Origin of the sequence: Priestia megaterium, assembly GCF_009497655.1 — a bacterium.
Lineage (GTDB): Bacteria > Bacillota > Bacilli > Bacillales > Bacillaceae_H > Priestia > Priestia zanthoxyli.
In genome coordinates this window covers 3,397,333-3,413,109 of record NZ_CP023317.1, presented here as the reverse complement: position 1 = coordinate 3,413,109, position 15,777 = coordinate 3,397,333, and the positions used below count along the sequence as shown (strand labels likewise).

The 15,777-nt window shown below is 37.8% G+C and carries 12 protein-coding genes and 1 pseudogene; 10 read left to right on the top strand and 3 right to left on the bottom strand.

Annotated elements, in window-relative coordinates; genetic code table 11:
- Nucleotides 1-65: 65 nt before the first annotated feature.
- From CEQ83_RS17460 to CEQ83_RS17430, 7 genes are all read left to right on the top strand, one after another.
- Nucleotides 66-959 (top strand): fumarylacetoacetate hydrolase family protein, encoded by an 894-nt coding sequence (locus CEQ83_RS17460; protein ID WP_108674813.1) that lies wholly within the window; start codon nucleotides 66-68, stop codon nucleotides 957-959.
- 103 nt (nucleotides 960-1,062) lie between these two features.
- Entirely contained in the window at nucleotides 1,063-2,529 is a 1,467-nt protein-coding gene (gene gucD, locus CEQ83_RS17455; RefSeq protein WP_098113261.1) for an alpha-ketoglutaric semialdehyde dehydrogenase GucD, read from the top strand.
- Nucleotides 2,530-2,630: 101 nt separating this feature from the next.
- Complete coding sequence (locus CEQ83_RS17450) at nucleotides 2,631-3,935, top strand: MFS transporter (RefSeq protein ID WP_098113260.1); 1,305 nt, start codon at nucleotides 2,631-2,633, stop codon at nucleotides 3,933-3,935.
- A gap of 308 nt (nucleotides 3,936-4,243) precedes the next feature.
- Nucleotides 4,244-5,173, top strand: coding sequence for a dihydrodipicolinate synthase family protein (locus CEQ83_RS17445; protein ID WP_155017441.1), 930 nt, complete (start codon nucleotides 4,244-4,246; stop codon nucleotides 5,171-5,173).
- 111 nt (nucleotides 5,174-5,284) lie between these two features.
- Nucleotides 5,285-7,273: a YjhG/YagF family D-xylonate dehydratase gene (locus tag CEQ83_RS17440; protein ID WP_098113258.1), complete on the top strand. Its 1,989-nt coding sequence runs from the start codon at nucleotides 5,285-5,287 to the stop codon at nucleotides 7,271-7,273.
- 201 nt (nucleotides 7,274-7,474) lie between these two features.
- Nucleotides 7,475-8,929, top strand: a complete 1,455-nt coding sequence (locus CEQ83_RS17435) for a GntP family permease (protein WP_098113257.1) — start codon at nucleotides 7,475-7,477, stop codon at nucleotides 8,927-8,929.
- Nucleotides 8,930-9,778: 849 nt separating this feature from the next.
- On the top strand, nucleotides 9,779-10,012 hold the full coding sequence (locus tag CEQ83_RS17430) for a hypothetical protein (RefSeq protein WP_141483543.1): 234 nt from the start codon (nucleotides 9,779-9,781) through the stop codon (nucleotides 10,010-10,012).
- Nucleotides 10,013-10,063: 51 nt separating this feature from the next.
- Here CEQ83_RS17430 and CEQ83_RS17425 read toward each other — a convergent pair whose 3' ends face one another.
- Entirely contained in the window at nucleotides 10,064-11,239 is a 1,176-nt protein-coding gene (locus tag CEQ83_RS17425) for a NupC/NupG family nucleoside CNT transporter (protein ID WP_098113255.1), read from the bottom strand.
- Nucleotides 11,240-11,706: 467 nt separating this feature from the next.
- Between CEQ83_RS17425 and CEQ83_RS17420 the strand changes: the two genes are divergently transcribed.
- Both CEQ83_RS17420 and CEQ83_RS17415 read left to right on the top strand, forming a co-directional pair.
- On the top strand, nucleotides 11,707-11,922 hold the full coding sequence (locus CEQ83_RS17420) for a hypothetical protein (RefSeq protein ID WP_098113254.1): 216 nt from the start codon (nucleotides 11,707-11,709) through the stop codon (nucleotides 11,920-11,922).
- Nucleotides 11,923-11,976: 54 nt separating this feature from the next.
- Entirely contained in the window at nucleotides 11,977-12,648 is a 672-nt protein-coding gene (locus CEQ83_RS17415) for an MOSC domain-containing protein (RefSeq protein WP_098999715.1), read from the top strand.
- Between the two features lie 57 nt (nucleotides 12,649-12,705).
- Here CEQ83_RS17415 and CEQ83_RS17410 read toward each other — a convergent pair whose 3' ends face one another.
- A complete protein-coding gene (locus tag CEQ83_RS17410; RefSeq protein WP_034267107.1) occupies nucleotides 12,706-13,548 on the bottom strand; it encodes a C40 family peptidase in 843 nt (280 codons plus the stop codon).
- Nucleotides 13,549-14,063: 515 nt separating this feature from the next.
- Between CEQ83_RS17410 and CEQ83_RS17405 the strand changes: the two are divergent.
- Nucleotides 14,064-14,980: pseudogene (locus CEQ83_RS17405) on the top strand (DMT family transporter).
- Between the two features lie 48 nt (nucleotides 14,981-15,028).
- Here the strand turns inward: CEQ83_RS17405 and CEQ83_RS17400 are convergent.
- Entirely contained in the window at nucleotides 15,029-15,679 is a 651-nt protein-coding gene (locus CEQ83_RS17400; protein WP_098999716.1) for a DUF975 family protein, read from the bottom strand.
- Nucleotides 15,680-15,777: the final 98 nt, after the last annotated feature.

The window sequence follows — 15,777 nt, the reverse complement described above, 5'->3', positions numbered from 1 at the left end:
TCCCTTCTCTTTTGTCTATATTAAAAAACTAGGTTTTATATTATAAAACAAATGGAGGTTTTTCTATGCGTATTATTCGATATTTGAGTGAAGATTTAAAACCCATTTTGGCAGCCCTTACATCAGAGGGAATAGTTTACCCCCTCGAGCAGGAAGGGTTTATGCAACTAATCCACCAAGCGCACGCACAAAACATTTCTCCCCTTTCTTTTGTTCAAAATATGATTTCTGAGTCAAAGCCTATCCCACAATCTATTGAAGAGCTTTCACTACTTGTACCTATTATTGCCCAAGAAGTATGGGCTTCGGGAGTTACTTACGAACGGAGCCGAGATGCCAGAAACTATGAAGCTACAGATGGAAATTTAGACGCTACCACATTTTACGACAAAGTATATGACGCAGAACGTCCAGAAATTTTCTTTAAATCTACAGCTGCTCGCACAGTTGGACCTAATCAGGAAGTCTATATTCGTAGTGACTCTAAATGGCAAATTCCTGAACCAGAACTCGGTTTGATTATTAGTCAGGAAGGCGAAATCCTTGGTTATACAATTGGAAACGACATGAGCTGCCGTGATATTGAGGGAGAAAATCCGCTTTATCTTCCACAGGCAAAAATGTGGAAGCACTCTTGTTCTATTGGACCAGCTATTCTTCTCGCGGAATCCGTAAAAGATCCATATAACTTTGATATTACATGTCGTATTTATCGCCATGAAAACCTTGTAGTAGAAGGAACAGCTAGTACGCGTCAATTAAAAAGAAAATTTGAAGAATTGGTTTCCTTCTTAGCTCGTGATAATGAAATTTTTGATGGGACCGTACTATTAACGGGCACATGTATTGTACCACCAAATGACTTTACATTATTAGAGGGTGATCAGATTGAAATTGAAATTCCCAGTATTGGTATATTAAAAAATAGTGTAACGTTACCAAATAAAATTTCGGTCTAATTAAATAAATTCAAACTTAATTATTAAACTACTTTTCTATTTTGAAATATCAGAAATTTAAGAATTAAATAACTTTTAATTTAGATATATGGAGGAAAATACGATGAGTATAAAAACGGAAGAAAAAATGTATTTAAATTATGTTGCTGGCGAGTGGGTACCTGGTTCTGTTAAGAGAGTTGATAGCAGCATTAATCCAGCCAACCGGCATGAAGTAGTGGGGTATGTACAGCACTCTGGAAAAGAAGATTTAGATAGGGCTGTCAATTCTGCTAAAAAAGCTCAAATTGCTTGGAGCAAACTATCGGGGGCCGATCGTGGTCAGTATTTATATAAAGTAGCGAATATGCTTGAGCAGCGCTTAGATGAAATAGCAAAGACAATGACCTGCGAGATGGGAAAAACATTCTCAGAAGCAAAAGGTGAAACTGCAAGAGGCGTTGCAATTCTACGCTATTATGCAGGAGAGGGTCTAAGAAAGATAGGAGATGTTTTACCTTCAACAGACTCTGAAGCATTTATGTACACGACTCGAGCTCCCCTTGGGGTAGTGGGTGTTATTACACCTTGGAACTTTCCAGTAGCTATTCCTATTTGGAAGATTGCTCCCGCGCTTATATATGGAAACGCTATCATATTGAAGCCAGCTCGAGAAGCAGCAGTTACTGCTGCAAAAGTTATGGAATGTTTTGCAGAGGCAGGTTTGCCAAGTGGTGTGGTTAATATGGTAACGGGTTCTGGTTCTGTTATTGGACAAGGCATTATTGATCATCCAGATATTAAAGGAATTACATTTACAGGATCCGATGCAGTTGGTAAACAAGTTGGTTTGGGTGCACTAAAACGTGGTGCAAAATATCAATTAGAGATGGGAGGGAAAAATCCAGTTATCGTTGCTAACGATGCTGATATTGAACAAGCAGTAGAGGCAACTATTAGTGGAGGTTTGCGTTCCACTGGCCAAAAATGTACAGCTACGAGTCGGGTAATTATACAAAGTAAAATTTATGAAGAGTTTAAAGAAAAGCTGATTGATAAAGTGAAAGAAATAAAAGTTGGGAACGGCCTCGAAAAAGATGTTTGGATGGGACCTTGTGCAAGTGAAGACCAGCTTAACACAGTACTCGCCTACGTAGAAAAAGGTGTTGAAGAAGGGGCTTCGTTAGCTTATGGTGGTAAGCGTCTAGATGAAGGAGAGCTGGCTGATGGTTTTTATGTGGAGCCTACTATATTTGAAAATGTGACTAGTGGAATGACTATTGCTCAAGAGGAAATTTTCGGTCCAGTACTTGCACTTATGAAGGTTGAAACGTTAGAAGAAGCACTGGATGTTGCAAATGATGTAAAGTTTGGACTGAGTGCTTCCATTTTTACGAAATCAATTGGGCGTATGCTTTCATTCGTAAGTGAGATGGATGCTGGCCTTGTGCGTATCAATGCGGAATCTGCTGGAGTAGAATTGCAAGCACCATTCGGAGGAATGAAACAATCTAGCTCTCATTCTCGTGAGCAAGGGCAAGCTGCAATTGAATTTTTTACTTCTATTAAAACCGTATTTGTAAAACCGTAATTCCATTTTTAATCAATGTATGAAATCAAATAATGATAAGGAGGTGCATAACTATCACTTCCTTTATTTTCATCTATTTTAATTGATTAGGAGATAAACAAATGCAAATTGAAACTAAAGAGCCCGTGCTTTCTGCTGCACCCAAAAAAAATTGGAGATGGACGGTTGTAATCTGGTTAATCATAGGTGGGTTTATCAACTACCTAGATAGGGCAAATCTATCTATTGCTGCTCCGCAAATGATGAAAGAGTTAAATTTAACAAAAACAGATATAGGACTTTTAGGTACAGTTTTTTCATGGTCTTATGCTTTAATGCAGCTTCCTGCTGGTTGGCTAATTGATCGTTTTGGTACAAAAAAGATATATTCAATTGCAGTCTTGTGGTGGAGTGGAGCTACATTTATGATGGGGCTCTTCAGTAAGCTACCTTCATTTATTATTGTAAGGTTACTTCTAGGGGCTGGTGAAGCCCCTTGCTGGCCAACAGGTGCAAAAATAACATCTTACTGGTTTCCAAAAAAAGAAAGAGGATTTGCAACAGGCCTCTGGGATTCGTCATCGAAATGGGGTCCGGCTATTGCTCCTCCTCTTTTAGTCGCAATCATGTTGGCTTTTGGATGGAGGTCATTATTTTATATTACCGGTATTGCAGGAGTGTTATTTAGTATTGCTTTTTGGATTTTTTATAAAAACCCTGAACATAGCAGAAAACTTTCTAAAGAAGAATTTGAATATATTCAATCAGAGGGTGCTGGCTTTGAGGAAAACCTAGTAAATTCAAAGATTAAATGGAGATCGTTATTTAAATACAAAACTGTTTGGGGAATGATTTTAGGATTCTTCTGTACCATTTGGATTTGGAATATCTTCTTAGTCTTTCTTCCTCTGTATCTCGTTGAAGTGCATGGAGTTAGCCTTCAAGAGCTAGGCATTTATGCAAGTATCCCGTGGGTGGGTGGAATATTTGGTGCTATTTTTGGAGGGTATCTTACAAAAAAGCTAGTAGATAAGGGTATAACGTCTCCAGTTAAGGCAAAACGTGCGCTAATTAGCATCTGTGCTATATTAGCTGCTATTGTGGTGATTTTTGTTCCTTTTGTGGATAGTCTTACTATGAAAATAACTTTATTCACACTGGCACTTTGTTTTATTTCCGCAATTACAGGAAGTGCTTGGGCGCTTGCCGGAGATATTGCCCCTCCTTCTATGGTTGCATCTGTAGGCGCTATACAAAACTTTGGAGGTTATTTTGGAGGAGCACTTTCACCCTTTATAGCAGGTTTAATTGTAGATAAGACTGGATCTTACTCTCTTGCCTTCATATCCGGTGGTATTATTGCAGGATGTGCAGCATTTTGTTATTGGTTTTTAGTGAAAAACCCTATTCAAGAGAGAGTAGAATAATAAAATGATTATAAACGATGTGATATTAAGAAGGCTAAGCAAAGATTTATAATAATATTGCTTAGCCAATAATAACTAAATTTTTATTAGGTTAATTAAAGCATTTAAAAAGAAACAATTCTAGCTACTACACGTATCTAAAGAGATCCTTTACTAGAAGAAAGTTATCTCTTAACAAATAGAAGATATAGCAATCTCCTATATCTTTTTGCCAAAATACAACAAAATTATATTTAAATAATTAAGTTGAGTTTTTATATGAGCTTAAAAAATTTGTTTTTATTAAATTTTAAAAGGATGGAAATATAATGAGAAAAATAACAAGGTTTCATGGGGTAATTCCGCCTGTCTCTACAATAGTAGATCAAAATGAATGTTCAGATGAAAAAGGAATGAAAAATTTAATTGATTTTCTAATTGATTCTAAAGTGAATGGGCTGTTTTTTTTAGGATCAGGTGGAGAATTCAGTCAAATGTCAGTTTCTTTAAGGAAAAAAGTAGCGGAATTTGCAGTGGAATATGTAAATGGACGTCTGCCAGTTCTAATTGGCACTGGTACTCCAAGTACAAAAGAGACTATCTCACTAAGTATGCATGCCAAAGAAATAGGGGCGGATGGAATCGTAGTCATTAACCCATATTATTGGCCTTTATCCGAGGATAATCTTTTTCAGCATTTTGCCCAAATTGCTGAAAAAGTAAATATGCCCACCCTTTTATATAATTTTCCAGCATTAACAGGCCAAGATTTATCTCCGGAACTTGTTCTTAAGTTAGTCGAATCTTATCCCAACATTGTAGGTATTAAAGAAACTGTTGATTCAGTTGCTCATACAAGGGAAATGATCTTGACTGTAAAGGCTACCTATCCTGATTTCGCTGTTTTCTCAGGATACGATGATCACTTTTTAAATACGTTATCTCTTGGCGGAGATGGCTCCATTCCTGGTACTGCTAATTTTGCACCAGAGATTTCCATAAATATTTATCAATCTTTTATGGAAAAAGACTATGCCCGCGCAATTGAAGCTCATCGTCTGTTATCAAGTTTATTATCCTTATATCAAATAGATAAGCCTTTTGTAAGTGTGATTAAAGAAGCTCTTTCCTTAAGAGGGATAAAAGTTTCTACAAACATGATAGCTCCAGCTCGTGAACTTAGTGAAAGAAAGAAGGAACAAGTAGAACAAATACTAGGCCAGGCACTAGGGACAGAAAAAAATTTCATAAATTATTAATGAAAGATGTTGTTTTCGAGGAACCTATATTCTCCAATTAATAGAAAATAGTATGAGCAACATAAAAATATGTCTTTTTTTATAAAAAATCTTATTAACGGAGGAATACATATGTCATTGCAATCCATATTTGGCGAAGAGGATGTATCTCTTTATAAAATTCAAACTCATTCGAAGGGAGCAGATGGTTCACTCCCACTTACACCCGAAATGTTGTTAGACTCACCAAGTGGTGACCTTTTTGGATTATCCCAAAATGTTGGTATGGGCTGGGCACCTTCAAATCTACTGGGAAAACAAGTTCTAATTCTCGGTACTCAAGGTGGAATCAGGAATCATGATGGTACTCCAATTGCATTAGGCTATCATACTGGGCACTGGGAAATAGGTTTATTAATGAAGGCATCAGCCCAAGAGATTAGTAGACAAGGTGGCGTGCCCTTTGCAGGTTTCGTAAGTGATCCATGTGATGGTCGCTCCCAAGGAACTACTGGTATGTTTGACTCACTGCCTTTTCGAAATGATGCGGCTATAGTTTATCGAAGATTAATTCGTTCATTGCCTACTCGCAGAGCAATTATCGGAGTAGCTACATGTGATAAAGGTCTTCCAGCAATGATGGTAGCTCTGGCATCAATGCATGACTTGCCAACTATCATTGTTCCTGGAGGTGTTACTCTTCCACCTACAAATGGAGAAGATGCAGGCAAGATTCAAACAATTGGGGCAAGATACGCAAATAACGAAATTACTTTGCAAGAAGCTGCTGATCTCGGATGTCGTGCTTGTGCTACACCGGGAGGAGGATGTCAATTTCTTGGGACAGCTGGTACCTCTCAAGTTGTTGCAGAAGCAATTGGAATGGCTTTACCCCACTCGGCACTAGCACCTTCAGGCCAGTCAGTATGGATGGAGATGGCTAAGCAATCAGCACGTGCGGCTTTAGAAATGGAGAAGAAAAAGATTTCCACCAAAGATATAATTACAGATAAAGCTATAGAGAATGCTATGGTAATTCATGCAGCTTTCGGGGGTTCAACAAATTTATTACTTCATATTCCAGCAATTGCTCATGCAGCTAATTGTAAGATACCTAGCGTTGAAGATTGGACTAGAATCAATAAAAAAGTTCCTCGTTTAGTCGATGTACTACCAAATGGTCCTGTAGGTCATACAACTGTTAAGGTATTCTTAGCAGGTGGAGTACCGGAGGTAATGCTTCATTTGAGAAAATTAGGTGTCTTGCATGAAGATGTGCTAACAGTTACTGGAGAAACTCTTGGTTCAAACCTAGATTGGTGGGAAAAATCAGAAAGACGTGCAATGATGAAAAAACAATCGTTAGAGGCTGATGGAATCAATCCTGATGATATTATTATGGATCCAGCCAAAGCAAAAGAAAAAGGTCTAACTTCCACAGTTACATTCCCGAAAGGAAATATCGCCCCTGAAGGATCAGTAATTAAATCAACTTCTATTGATCCATCTGTGGTAGGAGAAGACGGGGTATATCGACATAGAGGAAAAGCAAAGGTCTTTACTTCAGAAAAAGCAGCCATAAAATCGATTAAAACAGGAGGCATAGAAGCAGGAGATATAATGGTAGTTATGGGCGGTGGTCCTTCAGGAACCGGAATGGAGGAAACATATCAATTAACATCGGCCTTAAAACATTTGTCTTTTGGAAAACATGTTTCCTTAATTACAGACGCGCGTTTCTCTGGTGTTTCTACTGGTGCCTGTATCGGACATATTGGACCTGAGGCATTAGCTGGGGGACCAATTGGAAGATTACGTGATGGAGACATAATTGAAATCATTATTGACCGTAATCAATTAGTGGGTTCAGTTAATTTTGTTGGAACTGAGAATACAAGACTTTCTTTAGAAAAAGCAACTAAAGTCTTGCAAGAACGTGACCTTCATCCAGAGCTAAAACCGGATCCGGGTCTTCCAGATGATACTCGTTTGTGGGCTGCGCTTCAATCAGTCAGTGGAGGAACATGGCGTGGAAATATCTATGACACAGATCGAATTATTGAGGTTCTAAAAGCAGGCGTAGAAGCATTAGACAAAGAAAAAACATTAGTACAGAATTAACCTATTAATATTAATTTTAAAATATTTATGACTTTAATTGAAAGCGTTTACTAAAGGGCGTTTTTTCAAATAGTTGTACTTTATGACTAGTAAACAAAATAGCATAAGCGTCCTAGAGTTACTTACTAATTAAAATATAAAATTAGTGTTTCAATAAGTGGAGCAAGTAAAAATATTTTAATTATTTTTTGGAGGTATATCATGCCATTGTTTATAGTAGCGATTGGGATTATTCTGTTGCTAATTTTGATTACTGGATTTAAATTAAATACATTTGTTTCATTGATAATTGTATCTTTTGTTGTATCTTTAGCACTTGGAATGCCTATGGAAAAGGTTGTCACATCCATTGAAGCTGGATTAGGAGGTACACTTGGTCATATAGCTTTAATATTTGGACTTGGTGCAATGCTTGGTAGATTAATTGCTGACGCAGGGGGAGCTCAGCGTATCGCCATGACTCTAATTAACAAATTTGGAGAAAAAAGAATTCAGTGGGCTGTTGTAGTTGCTTCGTTTATTGTAGGTATAGCTTTATTTTTTGAAGTAGGATTAGTTTTATTAATCCCAATTGTATTTTCGATTGCGAAAGAATTAAGAGCCTCTATCTTGCACTTAGGTATTCCTATGGCTGCAGCTTTATTAGCAACTCATAGTTTCCTTCCCCCACACCCAGGACCAACAGTCATAGCTGGTGAGTATGGTGCTGACATTGGATTAGTTTTACTCTACGGTATTATTGTTGCAATACCAACCGTCATTATAGCAGGTCCTCTATATACTAAGATGGCTAAAAAAATCGTACCTGATGCATTCAAGAAGACGGGTAATATAGCTTCTTTAGGTGAACAAAAAACGTTCAAACTTAACGAAACACCAGGTTTCGGCATAAGCGTATTAACTGCAATGTTTCCTGTTTTATTAATGTCTATATCTACAATTCTTGATATGATTCAAAAATCAGTAGGATTTGAAGATGATACAACGATTGAAATAATTCGTCTTATAGGAAACCCTTCATCTGCAATGTTGATATCTTTAATTCTTGCATTTTATACAATGGGAATAGCAAGAAATACTCCTATAAAAGAAGTTATGAACTCCTGTGCATCATCAATTGCTGCAATTGGTATGATGCTATTAATTATTGGAGGCGGGGGTGCCTTCAAGCAAGTACTAATTGATGGTGGTGTAGGAGATTATGTAGCAGAATTGTTTAAAGGAACTTCAATGTCACCTATCATACTTGCTTGGGTAGTTGCTGCATTATTACGTATCTCTTTAGGATCAGCCACAGTTGCCGCTATATCCACTGCAGGATTAGTTATTCCAATGCTGTCTCAATACGATGCTAATTTAGCCTTAGTAACTCTTGCAACTGGAGCGGGAAGCTCAATATGCTCACATGTTAATGATGCAGGATTTTGGATGATTAAAGAATATTTCGGGTTAAGTATGAAAGAAACATTTTCAACATGGACAATACTTTCAACTATTACTTCCATAGCAGGATTAGGGTTTATTTTATTATTAGATACATCTGTAATTATCTCAATAATATTAATAATTTCCATTAGCACAGTAGCAATGTATCTCAGTATATTTAACAAACCTTTCAAGCAACCTAAGGATAAAAACGACGTTTTAGACGTATAAAGGTGTAAAGCTTTTTAAAAGACAAATAGTGATTTTATATTTTTGAAGATATGGAGTTAAACAAGGCAGCTATATATTTGGTTGCCTTGTTAGTGAAATTGAACAATTTGAATTACATTCCTTGTACGATCATTTGCACTCGAAATATATCTGAGTCCATAATACTTAACTTTTTCAATTTTTCTTTTCGTATCATTACTTACTGTATAATTTACCATGTAATTTATTCATCAGTTCCCCCTCAAACATAATTATCTTTTTTTAAAACCCTCTATGCAAACTATTACCAACGAAATAGTGCCCCAGCTAATACTAGTCTTTATTTTTAAATCCCAAAGACCGTATTCATTAAGGTTTAAACGATACGTAGACTACCAGTGTCTACAGTGACCTTTAGAAAAAAACAGGGTGATTCATAAAAAATAGAAACAAAACTCACCGAAAAATCACATTATTAGCTATTTCAGTTTTTAAAATTATGATGTATGATAAGGTTTGCAAAATGATAAATAGGATAATTAAATTCTAACCTTTATTTACTCTTATGTGTGATAATTTAATAATAGGCAATTAGAAAAGAGTGATTAGCTTGGAAGAGATAAATCTTGATAAAGTGTATTAATCCAATGAATGTCTAGATAAGGGAAGTAGGAAATGCCCCAATCGCAATTCAGCTTACTTCAAAATCTCCGTAAAAGGTGAAAATCTCTTATATGGATATTGAGAATGCAGTCTGTAACCATATAAAGAAGGAGAAAAATAATGAAAAAAGCTCTCATTTTTTGTTCAGTTCTTATACTCCTACTCTTAGGAGGAGGGATTTACATAGATCATTCTAGAGAAAAACAAATGGAGCAAAAACAAAATGATCAAATGTTCCATAAGGCAGAGCAGGCAGCCATTACATACTTTAAAGAAAAAAGACATAAAGACTTAGTGGTGGAAAAAGCAGATTTTGCGGACCGTGGTTTTGAGTATATAGAGGTAACGGGAAAGGTGAAAGAAGGCGAATCGAAGCAATACGTAGTAAACGTCAGCTATAATGATAACTACCGCGTTACTTCTATTGTTGATATGAATTAAAAACAGATAGAAAAGCTAAAAAAGCACTCACCACAAGTGAGTGCTTTTTCATTAAATAAACAATCCAACCATAATACCTGTTAAAATCGATCCCATTGTAGCGACTAACAGCATTTTCAAACCAAACTTTGCAACGCGTGAAGCTTGTTCGCCGTTGATTGCTTGGATCGTACCAAGAACGATACCGATTGAGCTGAAGTTTGCAAATGAGATTAAGTAAGCTGATACGATACCAATCGTTTTTTCAGAAAGGTGAGGCATCATTTTTTGGAAGTCAAGCATGGCAACGAATTCGTTTGCTACTACTTTTGTTCCCATTACGCCGCCGGCTCTCATCAGTTCGTCTGCCGGGATACCCATGATAAAGGCAATTGGGTAGAAGATATAGCCTAAAATGTCTTGAACCGTTAATCCGATGACACCGTTTAATACGTAGTTCACTAATGCTAAAAGACCAACGTATGTAACAAGCATAGCTGCTACGATTAACGCAACGCGTCCGCCGTCTAGGGCTCCGTCACCGATTGCTTCAAACAGCGTGCCTTGTTTAGCAGGCGCTTTGATATCGACTTCATTTTCATCTTCTACTTTTACTGGTGCAACGATAGAAGAAACGATTAAACCAGAGAATACGTTTAGCGGAAGGGCAATTAATACGTATTCAGCCGGGATCATCTGCATGTATGCGCCTAGAATCGAACAAGAAACGGATACTAAAGATGTTGTTGTAACGATAAATAAACGGTTTGGCGTTAAACCTCCGATGTGGTTTTTTACCGCAATTAATGCCGTTGTATCACCAAAAATCATCGCGTTCACGGCTGTGAAGCTTTCAATTTGGGGAAGTCCGGTAATTTTTGAAACAAGTCCTCCGATATATTTGATCCCAAAGGGTAAAATACGAGAGTAGTTTAAAATACTTAATAATGCTGAAACGAATACAATCATAACTAACGTTTGGATAAAGAAAATGCCTTTTCCTGCAAGATCTCCAAACACGAACGAAATTCCGTCGTTACCAAATGATAAGATCTTTGTAAATACACTTGTGATAAAGTCAAGCACCTTGCGACCAATCGATGTATTCATCATAAAAGCAGAGATAGCAAGCTGGATGACAAGCATAACTGCGATGCCTTTATAGTTGATAAGTTTCCTGTCGTTTGACATGAGGAATGCAACTGCTAAGATAATTACAATCCCGATAATTCCCATTAAAATTGACATTTACTTTTCTCCTTACATGTATTCTATATTTATAAAAGAGGGACGTGCATAGAAATGACTATGCAAATCGGCCTCTATTTTATACAAAAACGGAACTTCTACGCCAATTTTGTTAAAAATGGGCAAAATTTTTTAGGCCATTGTAAAAAATGACGTAAGTGTAAAATAATATTTACTATGTGCTAATATGTAAAAAAACATGCAGAACTGACATAATAACTTATATTTCGACAGCCTCTACTATCTTAAATCATTTTGAACAAAAGAAAAAGGGGAAATGAAGATATTTTTAATATAATTGTGAAATATTTTTAAAAATTTATGATACTTCCGGTTCTTGGAATTACAGCATGAGAAGTAAAAAAGAGACAAAACGACCTATAATACGTCGTTTGAGAGAAATATTTCCTTTTTAATGGTAGGATATTCATGAGGAATGACAAAGTAGTTATATAAAGGAGTTAGAAATGAATAGTATTCAAACCTTTTTTTCAAAGCATCCGAAATGGTCGTATACCGGAAATTTTTTGGTAACACTGGCGTGCGTAGCGGTGTTTCCATCTTTATTTATGCCGACCGTTTCAGGAGTGCTGCTTGGATTTGTTGCAGCTACCGCTATTAATTATGCATTAGGACTTAAGTGGAAGCCGCTGAGACAGCTCATAAGTACATCCAGTAAATAAAACGCTCTATAAATGTGGTAAACTAGTAAAAATGATAAAAGAGGTGTAAACATAATGACAACACCCGAGAGAAAGCTGATTCATTTAGCAACCGGCATGCCTGAACAAATGGCATACGGCTCTGACAAAGAAATGCGGACAGGTATATGCAAAAAGCAAGTAGACGAGACCTTTTTAGCAAAAGAAGGGTTTCAAGGCGACGGCGTAGCGAACTTAAAGTATCACGGCGGACCGGATCGTGCGGTGTGCGTGTATCCGTATGAGCACTATAAAAAATGGAACGAAGAATTTGATACGGAGCTGCCGATGTCTGCGTTTGGAGAAAATCTTGTCTTAGCGGGCATGGTTGAAAAAGACGTATGCATTGGAGACGTTTATCAAGTGGGGGACGCTGTTATTCAAGTGACGCAAGGTCGAAATCCATGCGACACGATTACAAAGAGAACGGGCGTTAAAGGTCTTTTAAAACGAATGATTGAGACAAGCTATACCGGCTACCTTTGCCGCGTGCTGAAAGAAGGCACAATTACGAAAGACGCGGAAGTGAAATTAATTCAAGCTCATCCAGATCAAGTATCCGTTTGGTTCACGCTTGATTTATATTTCCATCATTCAAAAGATGTAGAAGGGATGAAGCGGGCGTTAGAAGTTTCTGAACTTGCGGAAGACTGGAAAAATAAATTTCAAACGCGTATTGAAAAGGCTCTTTCTGTCGCGCAGCGATAAAAAGTAAATGCCCTCCAATCGTTAGAACGTATCTAACGATTGGAGGGCATTTTTTTCTTAGAAGCGTCCGTATCCTAAGAAATGATCTTGATAGTAAGAAACATCTAGGTCAGCTACTGCTACACCGTGTGAACCAGCATGAATCATTTGGCCGTTTCCGATGTAGATTCCCATGTGAGATGGGCCGCTTGTGTATGTGTTTTGGAAGAATACTAGATCGCCTGGTTGTGGAGACGAAATTTTTGTCGCCATGTTCCAGTAGTTGGCTACGCTTGTACGTGAAATGCTGTGACCGCTATGGTTGAACACGTATGCGATAAAGCCTGAGCAGTCAAATCCGCTTGGTGTGTTTCCTGCCCATTGGTAAGGTGATCCTACTAAACTACGTGCAACATTTACTGTGCTTCCAGAAGCCGTGCTTGTTGTTGGAGCAGGTGCTGGTGTGCTAGTTTCTTTTGCTGCAGATGTAGATGCAGATGCTGTAGAAGTAGAAGGAGTTGATGTGCTTACACCTTTTACTTGGCTTGCGCTTGGTTTACCTGATGCAATTGTTACGTAGCTTGAGCTTTTTGAAATCCATTTGTTTGGTGCAATTTCAACTAAGCCGTTTGCTTCTTTTAAAATAGCAAACTCTTGGCCTTGTGTTGCCGTTCCAACAACTGGAGATGAAAAGCTAGCTCCTTGACGAATATTTAACGCACTCACGTTTACGATGACTTTTTGATTAGTAGTAGTTGCTTGTTGTTGAGGTACGCTTGGCGTTACCTTTTCTTGTACGGGTGCTGGTGCAGCGCCTCCGTCATTTGCACTTGCTGAAGTTGTGCTAAATGTTAGGGCAGCGGGAACAAGTAATGCTGCTAACCCCATATTCATAACTGTACGATTTGCTTTCTTTAGCATGTTCTTTCTCCCTTTCCATAACTTGTTTTATTCACAACTGTGAGTCTATCAATCCTGACAGGAAAAGTAAACATCTAATTCCAAATTACGACATTTTGTAACATAGTTTTAATATTAAAGGGCGATATAAGTAGAATTGTCACCTTCTCTGTAATAATTCTGACAATTCATCTAGGTAGAAATGTTTAGGAGATTCATAGATTTATTAGAAAATATGTCAGCTAAATGAAAAAGGGGAGCAGAAACCCAGCAGCTGAATGGCTTCAAGGCTTTTAGGATGTATAAAAGCTATAGGTAAAAAGTGATATCGCCACTAGCGATACACTTTATTTTTTTCTAAATGAGCACATAGAGAAGAAAGATACGCTGTCATAAAAGAAACTCAGTTACTATAACTGCTATACATAAATTACATCAAAAGCATCCAGTTGAAGCGAGTGAAAAAGAAGCGTAGTATACAAGGAGGAATGAACGCGTGAATCATTTACATTCATATATGTAGGAGTGGTTGTTGTATGAAACAGTCATCATCTTTTATTAATGGGATTCTTTTAGCTGCTCTTGTACTGATTTGGGGATTAACATGGCCGATGTCGAAGCTTGCGCTTGGCTATTCATCGCCTATTTTGTTATCTGGACTGCGGTCATTAAGTGCGGGAATCATCTTATTAGCAGTCGCACTGCCAAGAGCTAAACAGCTTCACTGGAAGCAGAACTGGCGTAAATATATGGTGTCAGGTCTATTTAATTCAATCTTATTCTACGGTCTGCAAACGATTGGACTTATGTTTATGCCAGCAGGGGTCTTCAGCGTGATTGTCTATTTGCAGCCGGTGCTCATCGGCATCATTGCATGGATGTGGATTGGAGAAAGCATGAACGCTGTGAAGATAGGTGGCTTGCTTCTTGGTTTTGTAGGTGTGTAGCTACCATCAGCATGGGAGAATTATCTGCTAATGCTTCAGCCGTTGGAATTATTCTTGCTGTGCTTACGGCACTGAGCTGGGCGATTGGAACTGTCTATATCAAACGTATTAGTGACAGTGTAGATGGCATTTGGCTTATTACCATTCAAAGTCTTGTCGGCGGAGTCGTTATGACAGCGACCGGCAGCGGAGTGGAAGGATGGTCTCATATAGTGTGGAATTCATCATCTATACTGCTGCTTTTATTTTTAGCACTGTTTTCTGTTGCCGTTGCGTGGCTCATTTATTTTTATTTGATCAGTAAAGGAGAGGCCAGCAAAGTGGCGTCCTTTAATTTTCTTGTTCCCATTATTTCAATTGTCATTGGCACGCTCTTTTTAGACGAACCTTTTACATCGTCACTTCTTGTAGGGCTAGTGCTTATTATTATCAGTATTTATTTAGTGAATAAAAAAGCGAAGAATCAAAAGTTAAAGCCCTCTGATGGAGGAGATCAGGCAGCGTAAAGCTATCCATAAAAAAACCGTATTCGCAACTCGAATACGGTTTTTCTTCTATTCAGCAACTTCTGTTTCATTTGCTTTTAGCTTTTCATAAAATACGCCAAGCGAAGTCGTTACATACGGAACGAGCCATAATAACCCGATGCCAAGCGTGATCATACTTAAAATTCCCCAGCCGATAAAGCTTAAAAGGAGTAAAAAGTAGGTCCACTTGTAGCCGTTCATTAACCGTCTGCTTTCAGTAATAGACTGGTTCACCGAATAATCTGGGTTATCGCGGAATACGTAGTAAGCCTGTGAATAGGCAAGACTTTTGATGATGCCAGGAATGATTAATAAAATGCTCCATAGCACGGTATAAATAATCGTTAGCAAGTAAAGTCCGAGTGTTCTAAAGTATAAGCCTGCAGATGAAAACGAATCAAACACACTTTTAACGCAGACGTTTTCTCCTCTTACTAAACGCAGCAGTACCCAGTAGTAAGAAAAAAAGAGCGGTACGAGCAGCAGGGATACAATATTAGCTAAGGTAGACTGTGAGTATTCGGTTTCAGACCCGCTTGGAAATCCGTTAACAAGAAAGTCAATAAGTCCTGGAATACCGGCAGCAATTAGATACGTAACGAACGTAAGCAGTACGGCGAATCCCCAGCGGTTTTTCAGCGCTGTGAGTGCACCTTGCTTCACTTCTTTTATTCTCATAACTTGATGTCCCCCTCTAGGTGAGTTTATACAGAGAATTCAACCTGTACATTAGTCAATATATTAGCGATTTTTAAATATATGAATGCTTGCACTAA

Coding starts and splice junctions, on each gene's coding strand:
- CEQ83_RS17460 (WP_108674813.1), top strand. CDS start 66: ATGCGTATTATTCGATATTTGAGTGAAGATTTAAAACCCATTTTGGCA.
- gucD (WP_098113261.1), top strand. CDS start 1,063: ATGAGTATAAAAACGGAAGAAAAAATGTATTTAAATTATGTTGCTGGC.
- CEQ83_RS17450 (WP_098113260.1), top strand. CDS start 2,631: ATGCAAATTGAAACTAAAGAGCCCGTGCTTTCTGCTGCACCCAAAAAA.
- CEQ83_RS17445 (WP_155017441.1), top strand. CDS start 4,244: ATGAGAAAAATAACAAGGTTTCATGGGGTAATTCCGCCTGTCTCTACA.
- CEQ83_RS17440 (WP_098113258.1), top strand. CDS start 5,285: ATGTCATTGCAATCCATATTTGGCGAAGAGGATGTATCTCTTTATAAA.
- CEQ83_RS17435 (WP_098113257.1), top strand. CDS start 7,475: ATGCCATTGTTTATAGTAGCGATTGGGATTATTCTGTTGCTAATTTTG.
- CEQ83_RS17430 (WP_141483543.1), top strand. CDS start 9,779: ATGGAGCAAAAACAAAATGATCAAATGTTCCATAAGGCAGAGCAGGCA.
- CEQ83_RS17425 (WP_098113255.1), bottom strand. CDS start 11,239: ATGTCAATTTTAATGGGAATTATCGGGATTGTAATTATCTTAGCAGTT.
- CEQ83_RS17420 (WP_098113254.1), top strand. CDS start 11,707: ATGAATAGTATTCAAACCTTTTTTTCAAAGCATCCGAAATGGTCGTAT.
- CEQ83_RS17415 (WP_098999715.1), top strand. CDS start 11,977: ATGACAACACCCGAGAGAAAGCTGATTCATTTAGCAACCGGCATGCCT.
- CEQ83_RS17410 (WP_034267107.1), bottom strand. CDS start 13,548: ATGCTAAAGAAAGCAAATCGTACAGTTATGAATATGGGGTTAGCAGCA.
- CEQ83_RS17400 (WP_098999716.1), bottom strand. CDS start 15,679: ATGAGAATAAAAGAAGTGAAGCAAGGTGCACTCACAGCGCTGAAAAAC.